24 protein-coding genes and 1 pseudogene are annotated in these 22,430 nt (G+C 66.6%); 6 read left to right on the forward strand and 19 right to left on the reverse strand.

Going from position 1 to position 22,430, the window contains the following annotated elements; genetic code table 11:
• Window positions 1-349: 349 nt before the first annotated feature.
• The 3 genes and pseudogenes from SGCZBJ_RS01840 to SGCZBJ_RS01850 all read right to left on the reverse strand — a co-directional run.
• A pseudogene (locus tag SGCZBJ_RS01840) lies at window positions 350-771 on the reverse strand (tyrosine-type recombinase/integrase); the annotation flags it as partial.
• A gap of 50 nt (window positions 772-821) precedes the next feature.
• Window positions 822-1,226: a cupin domain-containing protein gene (locus SGCZBJ_RS01845; protein ID WP_101716338.1), complete on the reverse strand. Its 405-nt coding sequence runs from the start codon at window positions 1,224-1,226 to the stop codon at window positions 822-824.
• Window positions 1,227-1,254: 28 nt separating this feature from the next.
• Window positions 1,255-2,052, reverse strand: coding sequence for a universal stress protein (locus SGCZBJ_RS01850; protein ID WP_101716339.1), 798 nt, complete (start codon window positions 2,050-2,052; stop codon window positions 1,255-1,257).
• Window positions 2,053-2,314: 262 nt separating this feature from the next.
• On the opposite strand from SGCZBJ_RS01850, the gene SGCZBJ_RS01855 reads away from it, so the two are divergent.
• A complete protein-coding gene (locus SGCZBJ_RS01855) occupies window positions 2,315-2,722 on the forward strand; it encodes a c-type cytochrome (protein ID WP_133149166.1) in 408 nt (135 codons plus the stop codon).
• 6 nt (window positions 2,723-2,728) lie between these two features.
• Here SGCZBJ_RS01855 and SGCZBJ_RS01860 read toward each other — a convergent pair whose 3' ends face one another.
• The 5 genes from SGCZBJ_RS01860 to SGCZBJ_RS01880 all read right to left on the reverse strand — a co-directional run bounded on the left by SGCZBJ_RS01860 (window position 2,729) and on the right by SGCZBJ_RS01880 (window position 7,232).
• Window positions 2,729-3,157, reverse strand: a complete 429-nt coding sequence (locus SGCZBJ_RS01860) for a c-type cytochrome (RefSeq protein ID WP_101716341.1) — start codon at window positions 3,155-3,157, stop codon at window positions 2,729-2,731.
• Window positions 3,154-4,191: an alcohol dehydrogenase AdhP gene (gene adhP / locus SGCZBJ_RS01865; protein WP_101716362.1), complete on the reverse strand. Its 1,038-nt coding sequence runs from the start codon at window positions 4,189-4,191 to the stop codon at window positions 3,154-3,156. The genes SGCZBJ_RS01860 and adhP overlap by 4 nt, the downstream gene beginning before the upstream one ends.
• A 63-nt stretch (window positions 4,192-4,254) precedes the next feature.
• Complete coding sequence (locus SGCZBJ_RS01870; protein ID WP_240621383.1) at window positions 4,255-4,695, reverse strand: response regulator; 441 nt, start codon at window positions 4,693-4,695, stop codon at window positions 4,255-4,257.
• A 37-nt stretch (window positions 4,696-4,732) separates the two neighbouring features.
• Window positions 4,733-5,365, reverse strand: coding sequence for a response regulator transcription factor (locus tag SGCZBJ_RS01875; RefSeq protein ID WP_101716342.1), 633 nt, complete (start codon window positions 5,363-5,365; stop codon window positions 4,733-4,735).
• Entirely contained in the window at window positions 5,355-7,232 is a 1,878-nt protein-coding gene (locus SGCZBJ_RS01880; protein WP_101716343.1) for a PAS domain-containing sensor histidine kinase, read from the reverse strand. Before SGCZBJ_RS01880 ends, SGCZBJ_RS01875 begins: the two co-directional genes overlap by 11 nt.
• Window positions 7,233-7,409: 177 nt before the next feature.
• Here SGCZBJ_RS01880 and SGCZBJ_RS01885 point away from each other — a divergent pair, with 177 nt between their 5' ends.
• The 4 genes from SGCZBJ_RS01885 (at window position 7,410) to SGCZBJ_RS01900 (ending at window position 12,044) form a co-directional block, all read left to right on the forward strand.
• Window positions 7,410-10,097 carry a bifunctional acetate--CoA ligase family protein/GNAT family N-acetyltransferase gene (locus tag SGCZBJ_RS01885; protein WP_101716344.1) on the forward strand — a complete coding sequence of 896 codons (2,688 nt, stop codon included), beginning with the start codon at window positions 7,410-7,412 and terminating at the stop codon, window positions 10,095-10,097.
• 148 nt (window positions 10,098-10,245) lie between these two features.
• On the forward strand, window positions 10,246-10,908 hold the full coding sequence (locus SGCZBJ_RS01890) for a helix-turn-helix domain-containing protein (protein ID WP_101716345.1): 663 nt from the start codon (window positions 10,246-10,248) through the stop codon (window positions 10,906-10,908).
• A gap of 9 nt (window positions 10,909-10,917) precedes the next feature.
• On the forward strand, window positions 10,918-11,448 hold the full coding sequence (locus SGCZBJ_RS01895) for a pyridoxamine 5'-phosphate oxidase family protein (RefSeq protein ID WP_101716346.1): 531 nt from the start codon (window positions 10,918-10,920) through the stop codon (window positions 11,446-11,448).
• A gap of 14 nt (window positions 11,449-11,462) precedes the next feature.
• A complete protein-coding gene (locus SGCZBJ_RS01900; RefSeq protein WP_240621384.1) occupies window positions 11,463-12,044 on the forward strand; it encodes an NAD(P)H-dependent oxidoreductase in 582 nt (193 codons plus the stop codon).
• Between the two features lie 180 nt (window positions 12,045-12,224).
• Here the strand turns inward: SGCZBJ_RS01900 and SGCZBJ_RS01905 are convergent, their stop codons facing one another.
• The 4 genes from SGCZBJ_RS01905 to SGCZBJ_RS01920 form a co-directional block, all read right to left on the reverse strand.
• The gene (locus SGCZBJ_RS01905) at window positions 12,225-12,524 is read right to left on the reverse strand and encodes an alcohol dehydrogenase catalytic domain-containing protein (RefSeq protein WP_240621385.1); all 300 of its coding nucleotides are present in this window, start codon (window positions 12,522-12,524) and stop codon (window positions 12,225-12,227) included.
• 13 nt (window positions 12,525-12,537) lie between these two features.
• Window positions 12,538-13,011 (reverse strand): Hsp20/alpha crystallin family protein, encoded by a 474-nt coding sequence (locus SGCZBJ_RS01910; protein ID WP_101716348.1) that lies wholly within the window; start codon window positions 13,009-13,011, stop codon window positions 12,538-12,540.
• 103 nt (window positions 13,012-13,114) lie between these two features.
• Window positions 13,115-14,698, reverse strand: a complete 1,584-nt coding sequence (locus SGCZBJ_RS01915; RefSeq protein WP_101716349.1) for an MBL fold metallo-hydrolase — start codon at window positions 14,696-14,698, stop codon at window positions 13,115-13,117.
• 9 nt (window positions 14,699-14,707) lie between these two features.
• Window positions 14,708-15,154: a host attachment protein gene (locus SGCZBJ_RS01920; protein WP_165799216.1), complete on the reverse strand. Its 447-nt coding sequence runs from the start codon at window positions 15,152-15,154 to the stop codon at window positions 14,708-14,710.
• A gap of 247 nt (window positions 15,155-15,401) precedes the next feature.
• Between SGCZBJ_RS01920 and SGCZBJ_RS01925 the strand changes: the two genes are divergently transcribed.
• On the forward strand, window positions 15,402-16,112 hold the full coding sequence (locus tag SGCZBJ_RS01925; protein WP_205685303.1) for an LOG family protein: 711 nt from the start codon (window positions 15,402-15,404) through the stop codon (window positions 16,110-16,112).
• Window positions 16,113-16,147: 35 nt separating this feature from the next.
• Here the strand turns inward: SGCZBJ_RS01925 and SGCZBJ_RS01930 are convergent, their stop codons facing one another.
• The 7 genes from SGCZBJ_RS01930 to SGCZBJ_RS01955 all read right to left on the reverse strand — a co-directional run bounded on the left by SGCZBJ_RS01930 (window position 16,148) and on the right by SGCZBJ_RS01955 (window position 22,387).
• Window positions 16,148-16,831, reverse strand: a complete 684-nt coding sequence (locus tag SGCZBJ_RS01930; protein WP_101716352.1) for an ATP-binding protein — start codon at window positions 16,829-16,831, stop codon at window positions 16,148-16,150.
• Between the two features lie 111 nt (window positions 16,832-16,942).
• Window positions 16,943-17,776, reverse strand: coding sequence for a universal stress protein (locus SGCZBJ_RS01935; RefSeq protein WP_101716353.1), 834 nt, complete (start codon window positions 17,774-17,776; stop codon window positions 16,943-16,945).
• Window positions 17,773-18,366 carry a hypothetical protein gene (locus SGCZBJ_RS01940; protein ID WP_101716354.1) on the reverse strand — a complete coding sequence of 198 codons (594 nt, stop codon included), beginning with the start codon at window positions 18,364-18,366 and terminating at the stop codon, window positions 17,773-17,775. The genes SGCZBJ_RS01935 and SGCZBJ_RS01940 overlap by 4 nt, the downstream gene beginning before the upstream one ends.
• A 13-nt stretch (window positions 18,367-18,379) precedes the next feature.
• The gene (locus SGCZBJ_RS25520) at window positions 18,380-18,529 is read right to left on the reverse strand and encodes a hypothetical protein (protein WP_165799217.1); all 150 of its coding nucleotides are present in this window, start codon (window positions 18,527-18,529) and stop codon (window positions 18,380-18,382) included.
• A gap of 11 nt (window positions 18,530-18,540) precedes the next feature.
• Window positions 18,541-19,341, reverse strand: coding sequence for a universal stress protein (locus SGCZBJ_RS01945; RefSeq protein WP_101716355.1), 801 nt, complete (start codon window positions 19,339-19,341; stop codon window positions 18,541-18,543).
• A 102-nt stretch (window positions 19,342-19,443) separates the two neighbouring features.
• Entirely contained in the window at window positions 19,444-19,758 is a 315-nt protein-coding gene (locus SGCZBJ_RS01950) for a hypothetical protein (RefSeq protein WP_240621387.1), read from the reverse strand.
• 112 nt (window positions 19,759-19,870) lie between these two features.
• Window positions 19,871-22,387 (reverse strand): cation-translocating P-type ATPase, encoded by a 2,517-nt coding sequence (locus tag SGCZBJ_RS01955; protein WP_240621388.1) that lies wholly within the window; start codon window positions 22,385-22,387, stop codon window positions 19,871-19,873.
• Between the last annotated feature and the right edge of the window lie 43 nt (window positions 22,388-22,430).

The following is a 22,430-nucleotide window of genomic DNA, read 5'->3' on the forward strand; positions in this document are numbered from 1 at the left end:
TGATCGAAGCGATGACCAGTCGTGCGAGCATTCGCTCCCCCCAATTTTATCGACCGTGGATATCAGACCGAGTTCTTCCAAAGCGCGGCCTTGGAGTCTAGGTTTCCTGTTTGGAAATCGTCCTAGCGAACGCCCGCCGCTTTGCCCAAAGCCAGGGTGCGGTCCTCTCTCGCCATCAGCTGTGGCGGCATGCAGTATAGCTATTGTCCGACATGATCTGTCTGACTCATCATGGTGTCGGCGCGGCAAGGCTGCGCCATTTGCTGCCGTTAGCGCGCCTCCAGAAGCACGACATTCATGAGCCAGGCGTGCCAAGAGGTTTCGCCACTAAACGGGCGGAATTGGCAGTCTAAAGGTCGATCTGCTCAGACATCTCAAGAGCGTCGTCGACCTCGATACCGAGGTACCGGACCATACTCTCCAACTTGCGATACCCGAGTAGCAACTGGCAGGCGCGCAGGTTGACGGTCTTTTTATATATCAGCGCGACTTATATATCAGCGGGACCTTGGTGCGCCTGAGACTATGGGTCCCGTAAGATCGCGGTTCGAGCTCGATCATCGACATCCATTTATCGACTAGCCTGGCGTATTGCCGCTTGCTGATGTGGTCGCCAGATCGGCTGCGGCTCGGAAAGAGCCAATCATCTTGCCGGCGACCGCGCAGCTTGAGCCATACCGCCAACGCATCTCGCGTGGGCTCGGTGATCTCGAATGGGACAGACTGGCCCGTCTTCTGCTGGATCACCCTCGCGCGGGCTCGGAGCAAGCCTCTCGCCTAGTGCATCCTGCCACTGGCAGTTTGCCACCCTTCTTCCACGCTCAAGGACGCGGCTCGGAGGTCTGTCCATCAAAGGCCTCCGGCTCGGCCATCGCCGCGCTCTTGGTTCTGCGAACCACGCCGTCGCGATGATCCGGCGGGCCGTAGATGGTGTAGACCTTCAAAGTCTTTTCACCGGTATTTACCAGATTGTGGCGAGCGCCGGCGGGGACAATAAACGCGTCGTCGTGTCGAACCATGGTGCAGATGCCATTGATCCAGATCTCGCCCTTCCCCTTTTCGATGCGGAAAAACTGGTCGTGATCGGCATGCACTTCTTCACCGATATCATCGCCAGGCTCAAGCGACATCAGCACCAGCTGCAAGTGTTGCCCAGTATAGAGCACTCGGCGAAAGTCACGGTTGCCCTCGGCGAGGGACTTGATACCTGCGACGAAGCCCTTCATGGGTCTTCCCTTCTCTCGATCAGTATAATCAGCGAGCGAGCACGAGCGGCAACTGCGCCGCCTCGATCATCCGGCGGGTGACGCCGCCAAAGAGCGTTTCGTTCAGTCGGCTGTGGCCGTAGGCGCCCATCACGCAATACCCAGCCCGGTCGGCGTTGGCCTGATCCAGCAAGTGAAAGTCGGCTGCTTCCTCCCCAGGCTCGATGACGGAGACCTTGGCGTGAACGCCGTGTCTAGAGAGATAGGCGGCGGCCTCCTGGGGCGATGGCCCCTTCAGGGTCCGCCCGACCGCGAGCAGGCGGACTGAACGCGCCAGTTTCAAGAGGGGCACGGCGGATCGAAGCGCCGCCGCCGCCGGCTCGGATCCGTCCCAAGCCACGAGGGCCGGCCCAAACACGTCGAGGCCAACGGCGGCGTCGGGCACGGCGACGACAGGGCAGCGGGCTTCGACGACGAGATCGCCCACCAGGCCGCGGGTGTCGCGGTCGAAGAGCCGTGGGCGCTTGCAGTTGAAGACGATGAGGTCCGAGAGCCTTGAATGATCGGCCAGGCGAAGAGCGATGTCGCCGATGTCGTCGATCCAGTCATAGCTGACGCCCTCGGCGGCCAGACGAACCTCAAGGCGTTCCCTCAGATCGAATTGCAGCTGTCGCTCCTCGGCGAGCGCGAGACCCGTCGCCCATCCGCCATCGGCCGGAATGATCGTGAGCGGCGTGATGTCCGCGCAGCGGATATGGCCCTCGAGCCCGCGGGCGAGGTCCAGCGCCGCCTGCAGGCGGGCTTCCTGTCCCGCGTCTTCGTGGACCAGCAAGAGGATGTTCTTCATGTCGATCTCCTTGGCAAGAGGTCGGCGGGTCGCGCCGACGCCCCCCCGAGTAGCGCGGCGGGGTGGAAATCCGCCGCGCGCGTATCGCCGTTCAGGCCAGCGAAGACGTCTTCGGTCCCTCCAAGTCTTGGGGCCTGAAGAAGAGGCGCGACATCCGCAGATTCCCGTAGAGAGCCGATTGCGCGGGATCAAAACATCGCCCGCCGAAACCGGCGAAACTCATCCACCGGCCGCAGCTGCGGCCGTACGGTGGAGCGCGACGATGCAAACAAGCAGCCAAGCGGCAAGACCTATGAGGCTAGCCCTGGCGATGTCTGTTCTTGGGTCCCTGCCCGCCTGCACGCTCCTGGACGCCCCCACCGCCGCCGAGCGGCAAAGACTTGGAGAGATCGAAGCCGGCCGATCGCTTGCGAAAGGGCGGTGCCTGTCATGCCATCAGCTGGATGGTCCCTTTGCGGACGGCGCCGCGCCGCCGTTCACGCTGATCGCCAAGCGCTATCGCAGCCACCGCCTCGACTGGGAACTTCAGGCGATCGCCGAGGTCGGACACTACAGGATGCCGCCAACGCTCCTTTCCGCCGCCGAGACGTCCGCCCTTGCTGCCTACATCCAGTCGTTGGACGACCAAGCGCGGCAACAGAGCCCCGTCACCCGACGAAACTGGCGCTGACAAAGGTCACAACGCTGGCGGAGCCTTTGGGCAATGGGGTTCGACCGGGGTCAGCCTCGGATCCAGACCGCGCAGATAGGCCATGAGATCGGCGCGCTGATCGTCGGCAAGCACGGCCATGGGCATACGGGGATGGCGTCGTGGCGGCCCCTCCTCGTTCGGATGGGCCGGGTCGAGCATGCCTTCGCTTAGAACGACCTCCAGGCAACCGGCGGGATAGCGCTGATAGAGCGATGCGAACGGCGGCGCATCCGCCATCGGACTGTCGATTTCGCCGACGGCGTGACAGGCGCCGCAGAGACGCTTGGCCAGACTCATGCCGGAGGGAATGCCGGCCACGCTCTGCTGGGGCGGCGATGGCGGCGGCGTCCGCTGTTGCGCGCAGGCGACGACGCCGACGAGGACGAGGACGATCAGACCGGTCCAGCGGCTCATTGAACGGCCTCCAGGTCGAGCACTGCGCGCCCCTCGATCCGCCCCGCGGCCATATCTTCGAAGATCGCGTTGATGTCAGCCAGGCCCACATGACGTTGAATTCGCGCCCTCACCTTTCCGTCCGCGGCGAAGCTGAGCGCCTCCTCCAAGTCCAGGCGCGTGCCCACGATCGAACCGCGGACAGTGACGCCGCGCAGCACGGTGTCGAAGATCGACAGCGGAAAATCGCCGGGCGGCAGGCCGTTGAGCGATACTGTTCCGCCGCGACGGACCATGGCCAGGGCCTGAGTGAAGGCCGAGAGCGACACGGCCGTAACCAGCACGCCGTGGGCGCCGCCGATCTCGCGCTGGAGCGCATCGCCCGGATCGACATCGGCGGCGTTGAAGCAAACCCGAGCGCCCAGCGAGCGCGCCAGATCGAGCTTTGCCTCGTCGATGTCCACCGCCGCGATCTTGAAGCCCATGGCCAGGCCGTACTGGACGGCGAGATGACCCAAACCCCCGATGCCGGAGATCGCCACCCAGTCACCGGGCTTGGCCTGGAGGACCTTCAGTCCCTTGTAGACCGTGACCCCTGCGCAGAGAATCGGCGCAGCTTCGAGGAAAGACAGGCTGTCGGGAATCCGTCCGACATAAGCAGCGTCGGCGAGCACGTAGTCGGCAAAGCCGCCGTCGACGGAATAGCCCGTGTTGGACTGCATGGCGCACAGGGTCTCCCAGCCGGAAAGGCAGTAGTCGCAACGGCCGCAGGCGCTATGCAGCCAAGGCACGCCCACGCGGTCGCCGATCTTAAGATCGTCCACGCCCTCGCCGACCTCGACAATGGCGCCGACGCCCTCATGACCTGGAACGAACGGGACGGCCGGCTTGATCGGCCAATCGCCGCGCGCGGCGTGAAGATCGGTATGGCAGACACCGCAGGCGGCGATCTTGACCAGCACCTGGCCTCGTCCGGGGCTCGGGCGCGGACGGGTCTCCAGCGTCAAGGCCTCGCCGAAGGCGCGGACTACGGCTGCGGTCATTGAAGCGGGCATGACGGCCTCCTGCACGATCGGCGCATGGGTAGGCTCGCCGTCGGCGTCGCGCACTTGGGATTTCTACTTAGCTGGGCCGCTCATCAGAACATCGACCGCCTTGAGAAGGGCCGCGTCAGCCAACGGCTTTTCCAAGACCCGTTCGTAGCCCAGCGCCTGTGCCTTGGCCCGCAGACCGGGCTCCGGATACCCCGTGATCAGCAGCGCCCGCCCCGCCCAACGCCTTTCCCTCAACCGCGCGAGCACGTCGAGGCCGTCGGCGCCGGGCATGCGATAGTCGGCGACCAGGATGCTGGCGTCGAGCGCTGTTGGATCGGCGAGAAGGTCGGCCGCCGCTCCATAGGCGCGCACCTCGATCCCTCGTCCGCTCAACAAAAGCTGCAGCGCCCGGCGCGCACCTGCATCGTCATCGACGAGCAACAGCCGCGGCCGTTCGGTAGGTTGGCGAGGAAGCTGCTGCATGATCGGCCGATCGCCGCCAGCATGGCGGACCCCGATGGTCATGCCATCGCAATGCCCACTAGTCCCTACGTGAAGTTCCTTATGACTCGCCGGCTCCCGGGTCGAGCAGCCCAGCCGCGAAGGCGATCCGCAGGGCTTCGGAAAGACTCCGGACCTGGAGCTTGGCCATCAGGTTGGCCCGATGGACCTCAACCGTACGCGGCGAAATTCCAAGATCGAAGGCGATCGTCTTGTTGGGAAGGCCGTTGGCCATGCCCCGTAGAACGTCCTGCTCCCGCGCCGTCAGGCCGGCGACCGTCGCCGCCGCATCCCTGGCCCGGCTGGCGCGCCCGCCCAAATCCTCGAGCCGCGCGAAGGCCGCTTCGATCGCCTCCAGCAGCCTGGCCTTGTCGAAGGGCTTTTCTATGAAATCGACGGCGCCGCCCTTCATCGCACGGACGGCGATCGACACGTCGCCGTGCCCGGTGAGCACGACCACGGGCCAGGCAAGGCCCTGCTGGACCATCGCCGTCTGTACCGAAAGTCCGTCCATGCCCGGCATGCGTACGTCGAGCAGCACGCAGCCTGGCTCATCGCTCTTGGCCGCTTGAAGGAACTGGATCCCGGACGCGTGGGCGCTGACGGCATAACCCGACGTCTTGAGGAGAAAGCTGGCTGACCGCCGCACGGCCTCTTCGTCGTCGACGATGTGAACTCTTCGGCTATCGGCCATCGGCGTGCTCCGTCTCGGCCGCCGCCAAGGTGAAATAGAACTGCGCGCCGCCGCCCGGTCGCGGAGCGTAACCGATCCAGCCGTCATTGGCCTCGACGATCGTGCGGCAAATGGAAAGCCCCAACCCCATGCCTTCAGGCTTGGTGGTTCTGAACGCCTCGAAGAGCTGCTCGACCATGTCGGGCGGAACGCCAGGCCCATTGTCGGCGATCGTCACCCGCACGAAACCAAGCTCATCCGGCGCGGCTGATATCCAAAGACGCGGCTGGTCAACTCCTCGCATCGCCTCGAAGGCGTTGCGCGCCAGGTTGATCACCACCTGCTGGATCTGGACCTTGTCGACCAGGACTAGGCTCTCGGCCGGCAGGTCGAACACGACGTCGAGACCCTCGTCGCGGGCGCCCGTCAGGCCGAGGGCGGCGGCTTCACGCACAAGGTCGGCCAGGGGCTCAACGCTTTTCTCGACCTCGCCGCGAGCGACAAAGTCGCGCAGCCGCCGCACGATATGTCCTGCCCGAAGCGCCTCGCCGCCCGCTTCCTCCAGAGCTTCGCGGATCATCGGCAGGTCGCCCGGGTCGGGGTCGGCTAGCAGGTCGCGTATCGCCTGGACATAGTTGGCGACCGCCGTGATGGGCTGGTTGAGCTCATGAGCCAAGGTCGAGGCCATAGTTCCCATGCCGCTGACCCGGGCGACGTGGATCAACTCGGCCTGAAGCTCTTCGAGTCGCGCCTGAACACGCTGGCGCTCGGTCAGGTCACGACAGAAGCCGGTGAAGATGCGTGGCCCCAGGCCCTTGGCTTCGCCCACGGCCAGTTCCATCGCGAAGGTCGAGCCATCCTTGCGCTGACCAGTGACGATGCGGCCAAGGCCGATGATCCGACGCTCGCCGGTCGCCAGATAGCGGGCGATGTATCCGTCATGGCGCTCATGATCCGGCGAAGGCATCAAACAACTGACGTTGCGGCCTGCGACTTCGTCCTCGGCCCACCCGAAAAGCCGCTCGGCCGCCGCCGAGAACGACAGGATCACGGCCTGCTCGTCGATGACGATCATCGCGTCCGGCACGGTCGAGAGGATCGATTTCAGATGGTCGGCGCCCACCTGAAGCGCGCGCTCTGCCGCGCGCTGGTCGGTTATGTCGTGAACGATCTTGGCGAAACCCTCCAGGACGCCGCTCTCGTCGCGCAGCGCCATGATCGACACCTGAGCCAGGAACTCGGAGCCGTCCTTGCGCAGCCGCCAGTCCTCTTCTTCCACGCGCCCCTCGTGAAGGGCGCGCGCCAGATCGGCGGCCGGCTTACCGTCGCGCCGCGCATCGGGAGGATAAAAGATCGCAGCGTCCTGACCCACGACCTCATCCTCGCGCCAGCCCTTGAGGCGCTCGGCGCCGGCGTTCCAGATCAACACTCGCCCCTCGGGGTCGAGCATGTAGATCGCGTACTCGGCCGCGCCGTCGATCAGCAGGTTCAATTGCTCGGCCGCCGCAGCAGCCTTCTGGGCCCGGTCGTCGGACTGGTCGACGAGGGTCGCCGCCTGGCGGCGCAGACGACCAATCTCGCCGCCGATCAGGATCAGGCCACAGGCGGTGACGACATAGACCCCGGTATTGGTCATGCCCTCGAAACTGCCAAGGCTCTGGCCGCTGAACATCGCGCCCGCGATGAGACCGATCAGCGCAGCGCAAAAGCCCGGCCCGGCGCCGCCGAAGGCCGCGGCCAGGACGATCGGCACCACGAAAGGCAGATAAGCCGCCCGATGCTCAAGCCAGGGTTCGCAAGCCAGCCGGAGAGCGGCGGCTAGGAGGGCCGCACCGATCGCCACGCCAAAGGCCCGGATCCGCGTCCAGGGTACAAAGACCTTGCTCATAGCCCTGCCCGTCGCCCCGCCCAAGGATCATCGCGCCAAAGCGCCCGGACGCAAACTGCACCGTCATCTGGCCGCTTGAGACCGGTCGCGCGCGCCCGCCAATCCGGGATTCTACGCATACCCTGACTTGGCCAAGGCTGGGAGAACCGCTTCCCGAGTCAAGCGATCGAGGCGGCCATGTCCCTGCACAATCTACACAGCCTGCTTTCGCCATCTAGCATCGCCATTGTCGGCGGATCCGACAGGCCAGGTTCGGTCGGCAAGGTCGTGCTCGACAACATCCTATCAGGCGGCTTCACCGGCGAGGTGTTCGTCATCAACCCCCGGCCCCAGACCATCGTGGGCGCGAAGTGGCTGGCCGACTGCGATCTGCTTCCCGCCGGCCTCGACCTGGCGGTCGTCGTCGTCCCCGCACGAGTCGTACCCGAAACCATCGCCAGCTTGGCCGCGCGCAAGACGGCCGCGGCGATGGTGATCTCAGGCGGCGTCACGAAGGCCTCGGGTTTGCAAGGCGCTATGCTCGCCGCCGCGGAGACGGCAGACATTCGGATCATCGGCCCCAACGGTCTTGGGCTGGTTGCGCCGCACGGCCGCCTCAACGCGTCATTTGCGCGCAGCCCGGCGCGTCCTGGCCGACTGGGGCTGATCTCCCAGAGCGGCGCACTGGTCAGCGGGCTCATAGACTGGGCCAACGCCCGCGATCTCGGCTTTTCGGCGATCATTTCCGCCGGCGACATGGCCGATGTCGATCTCGGCGACATGATCGATCTGCTGGCCGCCGATCCCCATACCGATGCGATCCTGCTCTATGTCGAGGGCGTCAGAGAAGCGGCCAAGCTGCTCTCGGCCGCCCATGCGGCGACCCGATCCAAGCCCGTGATCGTACTCAAGGCCGGAAAGACCGAGCAGGCGCGGCGCGCCGCGGTCACCCACACTGGGGCACTTGCCGGCGACGCCCAGGTCCATCGCTGCGCGTTCGAGCGGGCCGGAATGGTGGTGGTCGATGATCTGCGCGGCCTTTTCGAGGCTGCGGAAGCCCTGCGGGTCGCGCATCCGCCCAAAGGTCCACGTCTGGCGATCGTTACAAACGGCGGCGGCTTGGGCGTTCTGGCGCTGGATGCGATGGCGACGGGCTCCGCGGCCTTGGCCAGCCTGTCCCAAGACACGTTAGCCCGGCTGAGCAAGGTTCTTCCGCCAACTTGGTCGCATGCCAACCCCGTCGATCTCATCGGCGACGCCGATGGCGCTCGCTATAAGGAAGCTATCGCCGCAGTGCTTGATGACGACGGCGTCGACGCCCTGCTGGTCATGAACTGCCCGACGGCGCTCAATCAGCCGCAGGAGATCGCTTCGTCCGTGGCGGACGCCGTGCTCGGCGCCCGCGACCGGGGGCGGCGTCAACCGATCATAGGCTGCTGGCTTGGCGATGATCAGCGGCGCGCCGTCGCAGCCAGCCTGGAGCGCGCTCAAATCCCGGTCTTCGAAACGCCGGACGGCGCGGTGCAAGCCTTCAATCAATTGCTCAGCGCCAGGGCCCGCCGGCGCGGGTTGGCCTTCAACCCCGCCCTGCCCACGCCGACGGCCCGAAAAGACGCCGCGCAAGCCTTGCTTGACGCCGTGCGCGAACAGGGACGAACGCTGCTAACCGAAATCGAAGCCAAGGATCTGCTGAGACTATATGGCATCCCGGCCATTGCCACCCGCCATGCCGCGACCATCAAGGCCGTGGGCGAGGCCTGCGCAGCGCTGCCGGGCCCTTACGTCGTCAAGATCATCTCGGCGGACCTTCCTCACAAGTCCGACGTCGGCGGGGTGGCGCTGGATCTGGTCGACGCCGACGCGGCCGTCGCCGCGGCCGAAGCGATCTCTCAGCGCATGGCGCTCGAGCAGCCGCACGCCCAGCTCGACGGCTTCGCCGTGGAGACCATGGCGCACCCTGGCGGCCACGATCTGATCGTGGGCCTTGGCCAAGATCCGACCTTCGGGCCGGTCCTGCTCGTCGGCGACGGGGGCAAGGCCGTTGAAGTGCTAGCAGATACCGCCCTGGATCTGCCGCCCATCGACAGACGGCTGGCCAGGGCCATGGTGGCGCGCACCCGCGTCTCTCGCCTCCTGGCAGGCTATCGCGACGAGCCCGCGGCCGATATCGACGCCGTCGCCTCCGTGCTCGAGGCGATCTCGGCCATGGCCTGCGACCTTCCCGACCTGGCATCGCTCGACATCAACCCCCTGCGGGTCGGCCCCGACGGCGTACTGGCTCTGGACGCCAGGATCATCGCTACTGACGAGCCTATGGCGCCTCGCCTTGCGATCATGCCGGCGCCGCCGGACAGCTGGGCGCAGCTCACGACCCGCATGGGCCTCAAGATCACGGTAAGGCCCGCCGGTCCCGACGACATGGCAAGCCTCGATGCGTTCTTCATGGGCTTGAGCCCTGAAGATCTGCGGTTGCGCTTCCTAAGTCCCATGCGCCGGATCGACCAAGACCGGCTGTCGCTCATGTGCGACCTCGACTACCGGCGGGCCATGACCTTCCTGGCCTTCGATCTCGCCACCGGCGCGCTCGTCGCGACAGCCATGCTGGCGAGCGGGCCAGACCCGGATCGCGCCGAGGTCGCCGTGGCCGTTCGAAGCGACCTGAAGGGTCAGGGACTTGGATGGACGCTGCTCGACCATACGCTCAATTATGCGCGGGCTCGCGGCGTCCAGGTCGTGGAGTCGCTTGAGAGCGCGGACAATGCGCAAGCCCTGCAGATCGAGGCGGAGATGGGATTTTCATCGCGCACGAACCCCGAAGACCGCGGACTTCGGATCGTCGAGCATAAGCTCGCCAAGAGTCGCCTGTCCGAAGCGCGCAATGCTTGAGGTCTGACCGGCCTTCGAGGCAGCGTTCACCAGCCCCCGCCAAATTTCGGCATACGCAGCGATACGGAAGGCCAGCTAAGTATAGTCCCCAATGTCGGCAGCGTCCCGGGCCGCCTATTCCTGTCCCGTCGCAAACGGGAGCGCCGCCATGGTTTCGACCGCTATCCTGCACCCCGCCATTTCCGCGCCGCCGATCGAGACCGGCCTGACCTCGCTCTTCGAACAGTTGGGCGTGGTCACCGCCTTCCGGCCGGAAGAAGAGGTCTGCGCGCAGGATGAGGCCAACGACGTCGTCTACCTTGTCCTCAGCGGCGCAGTGCGTTCGGCGCGTCTTCTAAGCGACGGCCGTCGCCAGATCAGCGGCTTCTACTACGCGGGCGACGTGCTGGGTCTGGCCACGAGCCTGTTTCACCAGCCGGCCGTCGAAGCCCTTGTCGACACGCGCACGATCGCCGTGCGGCGCTCGGCCCTGCCCCACTTTGGCCTGCCCGGCGAGCGCCTGGAGCGCCTGCTCTGGCGCGCCACGAGCGAGGAGCTGGCGCGGGTGCACGACCACATGATGCTGCTGGCGCGCAAGAGCGCCGTCGAACGCGTCGCCGGCTTCCTGGAAGACATCGCCCAGCGCGCCGGGGGCGACTGGGTGTTCCTGCCGATGCCCCGACAGGACATCGCCGACTATCTTGGCCTTAGCATCGAGACGGTATCGCGAATGCTCACCCAATTGCAGGGCCAGCGGCTGGTCGCCTTCGACGGCTGCCGTCGCTTCCGGATCTGCGCGTCGGCCCGTCTCGCCAGATTGCTGGCGGCGTGAGGCCTCTCCATGGACAAGAACGCTCCCGCCTATCCAAACCCGCCGGCGCTTCTTGAACGGATTGTCGAGATCCTCAAGCGCCACCATCTGATGACCGTGGCGACGCTCAGGTCGGACGGCTGGCCCCAGGCGACCATCGTCAACTACGCCCCCGACGGCCTTAGGCTCTATTTCGTCGTCTCCACCCAGAGCCAGAAGCTTTCCAACCTCAGGCGCGACCAGCGCGTCTCGATCGCCATAGGCGGCGCCATCGAGGGCCCGCCCGTCGGCCTGTCGATGGCCGCCCGCGTGGGCGAGGTCAGCGATCTTGGCCAGATCTCGGCGCTGAACGACAAGCTGTGGACCGAGCAGCGCGGCGAAGGCTTCACGCCCCATCCCACCACGCCCGGCTCGGTGCTCCTGGTCGCCGAGCCGATCATCGTCTCGCTGATCGACTACGACGGGCCCAAGGCCTGGCCCCGGCTCTTCAAGGTCGAGCCCGACTGGCGCCTGGTTCCCATATCCCAACCAAACCACGATCTTCCGGAGGCGCGGTCATGAAGCACGTCGTCATCTTGGCCCATCCCAAGCCCACGAGCTTTTGCGCAGCCATCGCGCGCACCTGCGTCGAGCATCTTCGGGCCACCGATCAGGAGGTGGTCCTGCGCGACCTTTACGCGGAGAATTTCGATCCTCGCCTGAAGGCCGAGGAACTGCCGACGGCGTTCGGCGTCACGCCCGCCGCCGACGTCATCGCCGAGCGTTCCATGCTGTCGGGCGCAAAGAGCCTGGTCTTCGTCTATCCCTTCTGGTTCAACGCGCCGCCGGCGATCCTCAAGGGCTATGTCGACCGTGTTCTTGGTATGGGTTTCGGCTACGCCTCGATCGGCGGCCGGATGGAAAGCCTCATGGACGGCGTCAGCCTGACCAGTTTTTCAACGTCTGGCGCGCCAGAGCACTGGGTCGAAAGCACCGGCGCGCTCAAGGCGCTGATGACCGTGTTCGACCAGCATGTCGCCAAGGTCTGCGGGCTGCGCGTCCTGGACCATGTCCACTTCGGCGACATCGTGCCGAACATGACCGAAGAATGGGGCGCCGACACGTTGCAGAGGGTTCGCGACAAACTCGACGGCCTTTTCGCGCTGGCCTACGTCTGAATGCCGCCCCCCCATGAGCATGGGCGCTCCCCGCGAAGCGAAAGCTGTACTTGTTCCGTGGGCTTGGGCAGGTCCCAGCCTTACGAGTGAGGCAGCCCTCCGGGTCGTTCGGCATACTTGCTACCGAGACGAGGCGCCGCTCGCCCCATAGATCAGCATAGTCCATCGCCGGAATCCGGCTCATGTGGATCCCGCCGCCGACCACGGTTGCGCCCTTACGCACGGCGCGCAGGGCGAGCGGAACGAGCTCGCCGACCCGCTGCCCAAGCTGGAATCGTCCACCCCGTCGCCAAGGCCCGCGGCCTCGCCGACGACCTCATGGCCAGGGACGATGGGGCCGCCTAGGGGGAGATCGCCATCCAGGAGAGGGAGGTCTGTGCGACAGACGCCGCACGCGCGCACCTTGACCAGAATCTCGCCGCGACCCGCTTGGAGCGGCGGACGCAGGACGGGCGACAAGCGCCCATCCTGCAGCACCATGGCCAGCACCCGCTTACGCCGCGGCCGCCGGTTTGGTCTCGATGGCGATCGTGCGGCCGGCCAAGGCCTGCGCCTTGGGGGCGGTGATCGTCAGGACCCCGTCGCCAAGGCTGGCCCGGACCTGTTCGGCGTCGAGCGCGACCGGCAACACCACCGAGCGCGTGAAGGCGCCGCTGCGCCGTTCGATCAGATGGTAGGTCTTGTCCTTCTCCTCGGTCTGCGACGCGGTCTTGCCCGCAATCGTCAGCACGTCGCCGTCGAGGGTGACGCTGATGTCTCCCTCCTTGTAGCCGGGCACGTCGAGCTTGAGTTCGACGCCATCGGCGGTCTCGGCGAAATCGAGGCTGGGCGCATCGAAGCCGTTGCGGCCCAGGCCACGGCCGAAATCGGCGAAGACCCGCTCGATCTCCCTTTGCAGAGGCCCGAAGACATGCGGACCGCGCGAGCCGAAGACCGGCAGCAGGGATTGGGTTTCATGGACGCTCACGACGCGCCTCCTTTTTGGCTACGCGCCGAAGGACCGGCGCCAGGCCAGGATGCGCTCGCCGTGACGCGGGCAATTGAGGCCGATCAATCGCCGCATCCAATTCTCAAGCCGGCAGGACAGCTGCGAGCCTGGCCAGCAGCGCCCTGCGGGCCTCGTCGTCGCTTGCCGCCTCCAGAGCCTGGGAGAGGGCCGCCTGGAAGGCCGCGCGGTCATTGTGCCAATCCAGCCTGGCCGCGCTGTGCGGCGACAGGCGCGCGACGCGCCCGGGCAGAGCGACGGCCCCGCCGGCGAGCAGCTCAAAGCCGTCATCGAGGTCGGGAATAATGATCTTGCCCGGGTCGACGCCAGCCGCCCCCAGGCGGCGGCTCAGTCCTTGCGCCCCCTCAGGCTCGCCATGGGCCAGAAAGATGCTCCCGCCAACAGGGCCGCGCGCCTCGACCCAGTCGACGAGCGCGGGAGCATCGGCGTGAGCCGAATAGACGTCCAGGCGGCGAATGCTTGCACGCACCTTGATCTCATCGCCCTGGATCGTCACGCGCTCGGCGCCGTCGGCCAGGAGTCGCCCCAAGCTCCCGACGGCCTGGAAGCCGCAAAGCAGCACGCTGGCTTCCTGGCGCCACAGATGGCGCTTGAGATGTTTGCGGATGCGCCCCGCATCGCACATGCCGCTGGCGGCCAGCAACACGTGCCAGCCCTTCAGCCGTTCCAGCCGATCGCTTTCGCCCGGGGGACCGACGAGATGCAGGCGTTCTGACGGGCGCAAGACCGAGAAGGGATTAGCGCCCCTGACGGCGTTCCACCCGCGTTCGCGAAAGACCGCGCAAGCTTCAATTGCGAGCGGCGAGTCCAGGAAGATGTCGCCTTCGGGCACCTCCCCTGCCTGCATCAGGGCCAGAAGATCGACCAGCAACTCCTGACTCCGCTCGACGGCGAAGGCGGGGATCAGCAGCGGACCTCCGGCGGCGTGGGCGGCGCGGACCTCCTGCGCCAACAGCTTGCGGCGGCCGGCGCTGTCGGCGACGGGGCGCTCGCGATCGCCATAGGTCGACTCGACGATCAGGTGATCGACGCCTTCGGGACCGTCTGGATCAGGCACGAAGTCGCTGCCGCCGCAGCCCAGGTCGCCGGAGAACAGCAATCGCTGGCGGCCAGCGCCTTCGGCGATGTCGACCACGATCGACGCTGAGCCGAGAATATGGCCGGCCTCCCAGTAGACGGCGTCGATGTCGGGCGTGATCGACACCGTTTCGCCCAGTCTCACCTTGCGAAACTGCCGCATGATCAGCCGCCCGTCCTCGGCGCGATAGATCGGCTCCACCGGCAGCCTGCCGCGACGCTGATTGCGGCGATTGAGCGCCTCGACCTCGGACTCCTGGATTCCGCCGGCGTCGACCAGCATCACGGCGCAGAGATCCCGCGTCGCGGCGGTCGCATAGATCGGGCCGTCGTATCCGGCCTTCATCAATTTGGGCAGGAGGCCCGAGTGATCGATATGCGCATGGGTCAGAAGCACCGCGGCGATCTCGCGCGGATCAAAGGGAAAGGGCTCATAGTTGAGCGCCTTGAGGCTCTTGGACCCTTGAAAGAGACCGCAATCGATCAAGATCGTCGAGGCGTCCGTCTGCAGCCGGGCGCAAAAGCCGGTGACGCAGCCAGCCGCGCCATGGAAAGTCAGCCTGGGAGTCATGGCGATGCCTCATGCTGCATGGAAGCGAAGCTCGCGCAGGCGCCGGCGAAGCGCTTCGTCGGTCTCCTTGACGAGGTCGCGCGGCGCATCAAGCACCAGCCGTCCTCGGATCGCCGGCGCCAGCCGCTCGCGAAGCCGACCCAGCGCGCGCGGGGGCGCCAGCAAGACCAGGGCGTCGAAGCGTTCGGCCTTGAACAGGACGCCGATCCGTTCGGCCAGCCGAGCCCAAAACTGCTCCTGGACTTGGTCCTCCGGCGGCGCCGGCGAGGTTTCATGGTGCGCATGGCCCTTGCGGTCATGCACTGCGCCGGTCGCCGACCGCAGTCGCGGCCGGGCCGAGATCGGGTCCAGCCATTCGGGGTGCTCGATCAGCCGACCGCCCTGCCGACGCTCTTCGAAGCATCGGGCATGGACGCCGTCCGCCGTTACGACCAAGGTTCGCTCGTCTGCGCGCATCTTTGCCTCCGTCTTGGTTCGCGGACCATCTTGCGCCTTTGCGACTGGAGCCAACTGATCGAGATCAAATCGATGCTCCGCGCCTTGGGCCACCCTCATCGGCATGCAACGCCCCGATCCATCGCCCGCCCCCACGCAGCCAGCCGCCCCCGCATCATCGACCTCGACGGGCGAGCATTTGGGCCTCGCCGCTGACAAGGCCTACCGCCTGGCCGCCCTAGACCAGGAATTCCTGCTGGGCGACTCCATGCGCGGCGTCCGGTTCCTGCTGGAGTTCGCCAAGGCAGACGAGGCCCTGCGCGCACGGCGCATCCGCTCGACCATCGTCGTCTTTGGCAGCGCGCGCGTTCGCGCCGATGGACCTGGACGTCACGGGCGTTGGTATGAGGAGGCCCGGCGGTTCGGACGGATCGCTTCCGAGCGCGGCGGCGCGCTCGAGGCCGGAACCTTTCGGGACAACGTCATCGCCACCGGCGGCGGTCCTGGGCTGATGGAGGCGGCCAACCGCGGCGCCTTCGAGGCGGGAGCGCCGTCGATCGGCTTCAATATCAGCCTGCCTCGCGAACAGAAGCCAAACCCCTACTGCTCGCCCGACCTGATCTTCCGGTTCCACTATTTCGCCATGCGCAAGATGCACTTGGCCATGCGCGCCAGGGCGCTGATCATCTTTCCTGGGGGCTTTGGCACGCTGGACGAGGCCTTCGAGCTTCTGACGCTCAGGCAAACGGGCAAGTCCGCGCCGATCCCCATCGTCTTCGTCGACGAAGCCTACTGGCGCGGGATTATCGACTTCCCGTCCCTGGCCCGCGAGGGGATGATCGATCCGGCCGATCTCGGGCTCATCACCTTCGCCGAGACCGCCGAGGAAATCTGGTCGGCCCTGCTGGCGCAGGGCCTGGTCCCGACGGCCGCAAGCAGCGCCGGATCCCCTGCGGCGGAAACGACGTTAGGCGCTTGACGGTCCCGTCCAGCCCCTGGGCCGGTTCGAGACCTTCAATGGGGTGTCTTCATGGTTCCGCCCGGGAGCATGATACGCACGACAAGGCCTGCGGGCTGGGAGGCGAAGGTCAGCGTCGCACCGATCTGCGCGCAAAGCGCTCGCATCAACTTCATGCCCGTGCCGCCCTCGGCTTGCTCGGAGGGAAGACCGGGGCCGCGATCAGCGACCTCGACGACGAGGCCGCCGTCCGAAGTCCGGGCCGCACGCAGCTGGATCTCGGGCGCCTGCCCATGTCGCACACCGTGCTTGACAGCGTTGATCAGCGCCTCGGCGACCGCTTGGGTCAGCGGCGCCACGCGCTCGGGCGCCATTGGATAGTCGGGGAGGACATCGACCCGCAGCCTCCCCTGCCCCAGCGCGCCTCCCACCGCGGCGCAAAGTTGCTTCAGGCGCGAAGGCAGTTGGACGGCCGCGTCCGGCGGGGCGTTGAGAAAGCCGCGATGCAGGCTGGCGATCAGATCGAGCTGAACCCCTACGGCGGCGAGCATCATGTGAGCGGTGGCGGCATCGACCTGCTTTCCAGCTCTCGAAAGTTCGAGCGCCTTCAAGCGGACATAGCCAGCCAGAAGCGCCAAATGGTTTGCGATCCGATGATCGGCTTCCCGGATCTGGTCGCAAGAGTCGCAGGGCGAGCCCTTAGCCGGAACGTTCCTTTCCACCTCAACATTGCTCGTCATGGCCGCCTCCCGGGGGGCCAGTGTCTCAGAGCTGCGCCTCGGCGTTCTTGATCCGGCTCAATCGCAGACTCTAAGAGCAATAGCCAAGTTGAGCCGGGTGCGAACTGGGGCTCAATGGGCGAGGAACAGAGGTATCCACGACCGCTGGATCATTTCGCGAGACGCGCCGCCCAACGCCCACTCACGCCAGCGAGCGTGTCCAAAGAGCCCCATGACGATAAGATCTGCGCCCAAGCGCTCTGCCTCGGCCAGCAGGATCGCCCCGGCGTCGGCGTCGTCCCCGGGTCTGACGATGAATTCGGCGGCGACGTTATGATGCGCGAAGAGCCCTCTCAACGCCCCTGTCTCGATACTGCGTTCGACTGTGCCGACGGTGAGCACCGAAACTCTGTCGGCGGCCGTCAGCAAAGGCCAGGCTTGGCGAAGGGCGCGCGCGGCCTCACGGCGACCGTTCCAGGCGACCATGATCCGGCGAGCGACCGGCCCCTCCAGCGCACCGTCAGGGACGATCAGGATCGGCGCGCCAGAGGCGAGAGCCAAGCCCGCCGCATCGGTTCGGTCGATGACGATCCGCGCGCGGCCGGGCCCCAGGACGGTAAGGTCGGTGCGCAGCATGGCGCCTATCAGATCGTCGCAGAAGTCGCCGTTGAGGCGTCGCCAAGCCCGCCCGCAGGCGCGCTCGCCGACGACATCCTCGAACCGCGAACGGGCCCGCCCCTCGACCTCGTCCATCATGGCGTCGTAGGCCTTGATCAGCGACGGAGGGAATTTCAACGCCGTTTCGTCCTGCTGCGCGTCCCTGAGATAGCTGTCGGTGATGCTTGGGCGCAGGAAAACCCCCGTAAGCTGCGCACGCAGGTGATCGGCCAGGCGCGCGGCGAACTGGGCGCGCCCGCCAGAAGCATCACTGGCGTCGACCTGGACAATGATGTCGGCGATGCTCATGGCGCCACCTGACCAGACGACGAAGGGCCTGCCCCGGCGTACGCGCGGCGGCGCGCCAACAGCGCCAGGGGCAACCCAGCCAGATTCAGCGCTGCAGCGACCGACGCCGCCAAAGCGCCGGCGTCCGGCGTCTTGATCGCCAGCAAGGCCAGGGCCAGCGGCCCGGCCATGGAGGCAAGAACCAACCCACGGGCCCGCCAGTCGGCGATGGTGGCCGGCGCGCCGACACCGAGCAAAGCGATCGCCTGCGACAAGGCGGCGGTCCAGGCCAGGACTGCAAGATTGGAGAATGCGGGAACTTCCATCATCAGCAGCAGGGCGGAGAAGATGGCGGTGACCAGGCTCCAGATGGCGATCCACGCCACCGCGCCTGTGCGGTCCGCACGCCACAGCGAAATCCCCGCTCCAACCAGCAGGCACATTTGGAGGTAGACGTCGGCCTTGTCGCCGAGCAGCGGCCCCGCAAGCGCGCAGGCAGGCGCCAGCCAGCGTATGGCGTTATCGTGAACGATCCGGCGCTGCGCCGAAGCGCAACGACGCGCCTGCCGACGCGCGGACGGGTCAGAGGAAAGGGGAAAGTGAATGCTCATGCATCATCCCTTTTCAGGACACAGGCCCCGAGCGGACCGCCGGCTCGTGATAGGGCCACCGCAGATGGCGGAGCGACTGGCAGCCGGTGATCGCCAGGACCAGCAAAAGCAAAAGTAGCCCCAAGGCGACCAGCCAGGGGTTGGGGTGTCTGGCGGCGTTCATCAGATCCTCCTTCAACGGCTCATAACCAGCGGCGTACGGGCGGCGTCGAGCATGCGCCGGGTGACGCCCCCGAAGAGCTCGCCGCTCAGACGGCCATGACCGAAGGCGCCCATCACGCAGTAGCCCGCCTTGCGCACGGCGCAGGCGCGCAGGATCAGCGCGTCGGCCGTCTCCCCCCGCCCGTCCAGGCGGACAATCTCTGCATGGACGCCATGGCGAGACAGGTAGGCGGCCGCCGATTCCACTGACGGTCCGGAGGTCCTCTCATCGACGGTCAGCAGAGCGACGGACGAAGCCAACCCCAGCAGCGGAACCGCGCCGCGCAGCGCTGCCCCTGCCGGCGCCGAACCGTCCCAGGCGACGATGGCAGGCCCATACGCGTCGAAGCCCGAGCAATGGTCGGGCGCCGCGACGATAGGGCAGCGCGCTTGGCCCAGGACTTGGGTGACCACGCGGCGTGGCTCCGGCGCGAACAACAGGTCGCGCGTGCAGTTGACGACTATGAGGTCGGCAAGGTCCGCCTCTCTCATGAGGCTTTGGGCAAAAGCGCCAGCCGCGTCGATCCAGTCCCAATCGACGCCTTCATGCGCTAGGCGTCCCTGCAGGGCTTGTCGATTAGCCGCCTCGGCGACGCCCTGCTCCTCCAGAACCATCAGATAGGCGGCCGTGGCGATATCGCCCCCGGCGAGCGGCGGCGGCACGATATCGACGCAGGTGAGATGGCCGCGCAGGGCGCGCGTCAAATCCAAAGCGGTCTGGAAGCGCGCCTCCTGGCCGGCGTCTTCATGGACAGGCAGCAAGATCGTCTTCATCGCCGTCTCCACGGTTTGCCCTAGTCTCAAGCCACCGCCTGGCCGCGCCGATGCGTGATTTTACGGAAGCGGCGGCGAGCCCTTCGGCCGAGGGACGGCGGCTCAGGCCCGCTCGCGCGTCAGCGCGTAGGCGGCAAGGGCGGCCGCCGCAGCCGTGACCAGGGCCGCAGCCGTAGCCACGGCGGTCGCGCGACCTGGATGCTTGCGAGCCTCCTGGCCAAGATCATCGAGCCGCGTGCGCACCTCGCCGATCAAATCCATCGTCGCGTGACCCAGCGCGACTGTGGTCGCTGAAAGGGTATCGCCAGCGTCGTCCTTGAGTTCGTCGATCATCGTCTTCAGATGTTCAGCCACCTTGGCGAAGGCTTCTGGACCTTCAAGGATCGCCGTCGACATCGGGGAATGCGCGTTCTTCATGACCAGGCTCCTCCAGCTTCGAGGCAGGAGCATGCGCGGATCGTTGCGGAGCGTATTGACGTCGATCAAAGGCCGCCAAGGGGCCGCCCTCTGCGGCGCACGATCCTTGCTCTCACGGCCGCCAACTGGCGAAATCGGTCTTCGTCAGGGTCGCCATTCCCGCCGCGCCGCCGCCTCCGGCCAGGATCGCAACCGCCAGGGACAGGGCCAGGAGCTCGCCGTCGGGGACCGCAATCGCAAACAGCTTGGCGATGGGCGGCGCCGCCAGGACTGTGGTCATGACCCCAGCGACAGCCAGGACGATCAGCCCGTAACTGCGTCTTTGGGGAATGAAGACCCGACCCGAACTGGCGGAGTCCGTCAGCGCCAGGATAAGGTTGCCGACCACGAGGGCCAGCAGGGCCGCGCCTCGCGCAGCGGCCTCTCCCCGGCCTGCGTCCAGCGCCCAGACGTAGAGGCCGAGTACGCCGGCCAGGAGGACCAAGCCCTGCAAGATGGCCAGGGCGATCTGACGGCGACCAAACAGCATCTCATCGGGCCGGCGCGGAGGCAGACGCATGGCGTCGGCCGCGCTCGGCTCGGCCTCAAAGGCCAGAGCCGAGGTCGGGTCAATGATCAGCTCCAAGAGGACGACGTGGAGCGGCATCAGCAGAGGCGGCAAGCCCATTAGGATCGGCGCCAGGGCAAGACCGGCGATCGGCACGTGGATGGCCGTAACGTAGGTCAGAGCGCGGCGCAGATTGGCGAAGATGCGGCGTCCCAGGCGCACGCCGCCGACGATGGACGCAAAGCTGTCGTCCAGCAGCACCAGATCGGCGGCCTCGCGCGCGACGTCGGAGCCACGCCGCCCCATCGCCACGCCGATATGGGCCGCCTCCAGGGCCGGCGCGTCATTGACCCCGTCGCCGGTCATGGCGACGACCTCGCCTGCGGTCTTGAGCGCCTCCACCAGCCGCAACTTCTGTTCCGGGGCGATGCGGGCGAAGACCCTGACCGTGGACATGCGCTCAGCGAGCGCTGGCGCGGAAAGCTCCTCAAGGTCGCTCCCGCTCAACACTCCAGCCGACACGTCCAGGCCCGCCGACCGGGCGATGGCCAAGGCGGTGGCGGGGTGGTCGCCTGTGATCATGATGACCTTGACCCCGGCCCGTTGTGCTTCCTGCAAGGCGGCTCGAGCGTCCGGTCGCAACGGGTCTTCGAAGGCCACGAGCCCCTGAAACGCAAATGCGTTCTCGGCGGGGTCGGTGAGAAAGCCTGATGGACCGGCGACCGACGCCACGCCCAGGACCCGTAGGCCCTCCGCGGCGAAGCGCTCGACAATGGACTGGTGACGGCGACGGTCCAACGCGCTCAGATCGCATAGGGCGAAGATCGCTTCAGGCGCTCCTTTTGCTGCCGCCAGTTCAATCCCATCGCGCCGCCGCCAGAGCTGAACGATGGCCATTCTTTGGGGAGACAACGGCCATAGGCGACAAGGCCCGGCGTCGATGAATTCGGCGCTCCCATCGCCGGCCAAGTCCCGGATCGCCTTGTCCATCGGATCGACCGGACGCGACGCAGAGGCCAGAGCGGCGATCCGAAGCAATTCGGCCGCCGACCCGGCCAAACGCGTATCGCGTGTCACGATCGCTTCGCCTTCCGCGGTCCACAGGCGTGACACTCGCATGCGGTTCTCAGTCAGGGTGCCGGTCTTGTCGACGCAGAGGACGCTGGCGGCCCCGAGCGTCTCGATAGCGGCGCTGCGCCGAACGAGCACCTGATGATTGGCCAGACGCCAGGCGCCCAGGGCGAAGAATACCGCCAGCACCATGGGAAACTCTTCGGGGATCAAGGCGATCGCGACCGTGATGCCGGCCAATGCGCCCGCGACCCAGTCGCCCCGCGCCACCCCATAGGCCATCGCCACCAAGAGGCAGAAGACCAGTGACGTGGCGCCGATCATCGTCGTCAGACGTCCGGCGGTCTGCTGCAGAGGGCTGGGCGTGGGACGGATGGCGGCCAGAGAGCCTGCAATCTGTCCGAGAGCAGAGCCCGCGCCTGTGCGGCTCACCCGCATCACGCCCTGCCCGCGGACCACCAACGTCCCGGAAAAGAGCGCCGAAGCGACCTCGGCAAGGGCCGAGGCCTCCACATTGCTTGCCTTCGCGCAGAACTTGCTGACCGGAGCGGCCTCGCCCGTCAGAACCGACTCGTCGACCTGCAGAACCTCTTCCCCCACCAGGTCGCCATCGGCAGGCAAGCGCTCGCCCTCACCGACCAACACCAGGTCGCCGGGTACGATATCTCGCGCCAGAATCAAACGCTCGACGCCATCGCGCACGACCCGGGCTCTTGGCTGGGCGAGCTCCAGAAGCGCCTCAAGCGCACGCTCGCTACGCGCTTCCTGCAGAACAACCAAGCCGACCGAAGCGCTTGCCCCGATCACCATGAAGACGCCCTCGCCAAGGTTGCCGAACGCCAGATAAAGTACAGCCGCGCCTAGTAAGAGCAGGAACATCGGCTCGCGAAGGGCCTCGAGCAGGATACGGCTAAGCCCACGCCTCCCGGGACGGGACACGACATTAAGCCCGACGGCCGCCAGACGGTCTCGCGCCTCCTCCTCGGTCAATCCAGCAAGAGGATTGTCCACGGTGACCTCCCAGATGGAACCTGGGCATGGTGAGCTTCAGGCT

The sequence above is a fragment of the Caulobacter zeae genome, from assembly GCF_002858925.1.
GTDB lineage: Bacteria > Pseudomonadota > Alphaproteobacteria > Caulobacterales > Caulobacteraceae > Caulobacter > Caulobacter zeae.

What these genes read in the sequence shown, in the direction of transcription:
- SGCZBJ_RS01845 (WP_101716338.1), bottom strand. Translation starts at nt 1,226, where the DNA reads ATGAAGGGCTTCGTCGCAGGTATCAAGTCCCTCGCCGAGGGCAACCGT.
- SGCZBJ_RS01850 (WP_101716339.1), bottom strand. Translation starts at nt 2,052, where the DNA reads ATGAAGAACATCCTCTTGCTGGTCCACGAAGACGCGGGACAGGAAGCC.
- SGCZBJ_RS01855 (WP_133149166.1), top strand. Translation starts at nt 2,315, where the DNA reads ATGCAAACAAGCAGCCAAGCGGCAAGACCTATGAGGCTAGCCCTGGCG.
- SGCZBJ_RS01860 (WP_101716341.1), bottom strand. Translation starts at nt 3,157, where the DNA reads ATGAGCCGCTGGACCGGTCTGATCGTCCTCGTCCTCGTCGGCGTCGTC.
- adhP (WP_101716362.1), bottom strand. Translation starts at nt 4,191, where the DNA reads ATGCCCGCTTCAATGACCGCAGCCGTAGTCCGCGCCTTCGGCGAGGCC.
- SGCZBJ_RS01870 (WP_240621383.1), bottom strand. Translation starts at nt 4,695, where the DNA reads ATGACCATCGGGGTCCGCCATGCTGGCGGCGATCGGCCGATCATGCAG.
- SGCZBJ_RS01875 (WP_101716342.1), bottom strand. Translation starts at nt 5,365, where the DNA reads ATGGCCGATAGCCGAAGAGTTCACATCGTCGACGACGAAGAGGCCGTG.
- SGCZBJ_RS01880 (WP_101716343.1), bottom strand. Translation starts at nt 7,232, where the DNA reads ATGAGCAAGGTCTTTGTACCCTGGACGCGGATCCGGGCCTTTGGCGTG.
- SGCZBJ_RS01885 (WP_101716344.1), top strand. Translation starts at nt 7,410, where the DNA reads ATGTCCCTGCACAATCTACACAGCCTGCTTTCGCCATCTAGCATCGCC.
- SGCZBJ_RS01890 (WP_101716345.1), top strand. Translation starts at nt 10,246, where the DNA reads ATGGTTTCGACCGCTATCCTGCACCCCGCCATTTCCGCGCCGCCGATC.
- SGCZBJ_RS01895 (WP_101716346.1), top strand. Translation starts at nt 10,918, where the DNA reads ATGGACAAGAACGCTCCCGCCTATCCAAACCCGCCGGCGCTTCTTGAA.
- SGCZBJ_RS01905 (WP_240621385.1), bottom strand. Translation starts at nt 12,524, where the DNA reads ATGGTGCTGCAGGATGGGCGCTTGTCGCCCGTCCTGCGTCCGCCGCTC.
- SGCZBJ_RS01915 (WP_101716349.1), bottom strand. Translation starts at nt 14,698, where the DNA reads ATGACTCCCAGGCTGACTTTCCATGGCGCGGCTGGCTGCGTCACCGGC.
- SGCZBJ_RS01920 (WP_165799216.1), bottom strand. Translation starts at nt 15,154, where the DNA reads ATGCGCGCAGACGAGCGAACCTTGGTCGTAACGGCGGACGGCGTCCAT.
- SGCZBJ_RS01925 (WP_205685303.1), top strand. Translation starts at nt 15,402, where the DNA reads ATGCGCGGCGTCCGGTTCCTGCTGGAGTTCGCCAAGGCAGACGAGGCC.
- SGCZBJ_RS01930 (WP_101716352.1), bottom strand. Translation starts at nt 16,831, where the DNA reads ATGACGAGCAATGTTGAGGTGGAAAGGAACGTTCCGGCTAAGGGCTCG.
- SGCZBJ_RS01935 (WP_101716353.1), bottom strand. Translation starts at nt 17,776, where the DNA reads ATGAGCATCGCCGACATCATTGTCCAGGTCGACGCCAGTGATGCTTCT.
- SGCZBJ_RS01940 (WP_101716354.1), bottom strand. Translation starts at nt 18,366, where the DNA reads ATGAGCATTCACTTTCCCCTTTCCTCTGACCCGTCCGCGCGTCGGCAG.
- SGCZBJ_RS25520 (WP_165799217.1), bottom strand. Translation starts at nt 18,529, where the DNA reads ATGAACGCCGCCAGACACCCCAACCCCTGGCTGGTCGCCTTGGGGCTA.
- SGCZBJ_RS01945 (WP_101716355.1), bottom strand. Translation starts at nt 19,341, where the DNA reads ATGAAGACGATCTTGCTGCCTGTCCATGAAGACGCCGGCCAGGAGGCG.
- SGCZBJ_RS01950 (WP_240621387.1), bottom strand. Translation starts at nt 19,758, where the DNA reads ATGAAGAACGCGCATTCCCCGATGTCGACGGCGATCCTTGAAGGTCCA.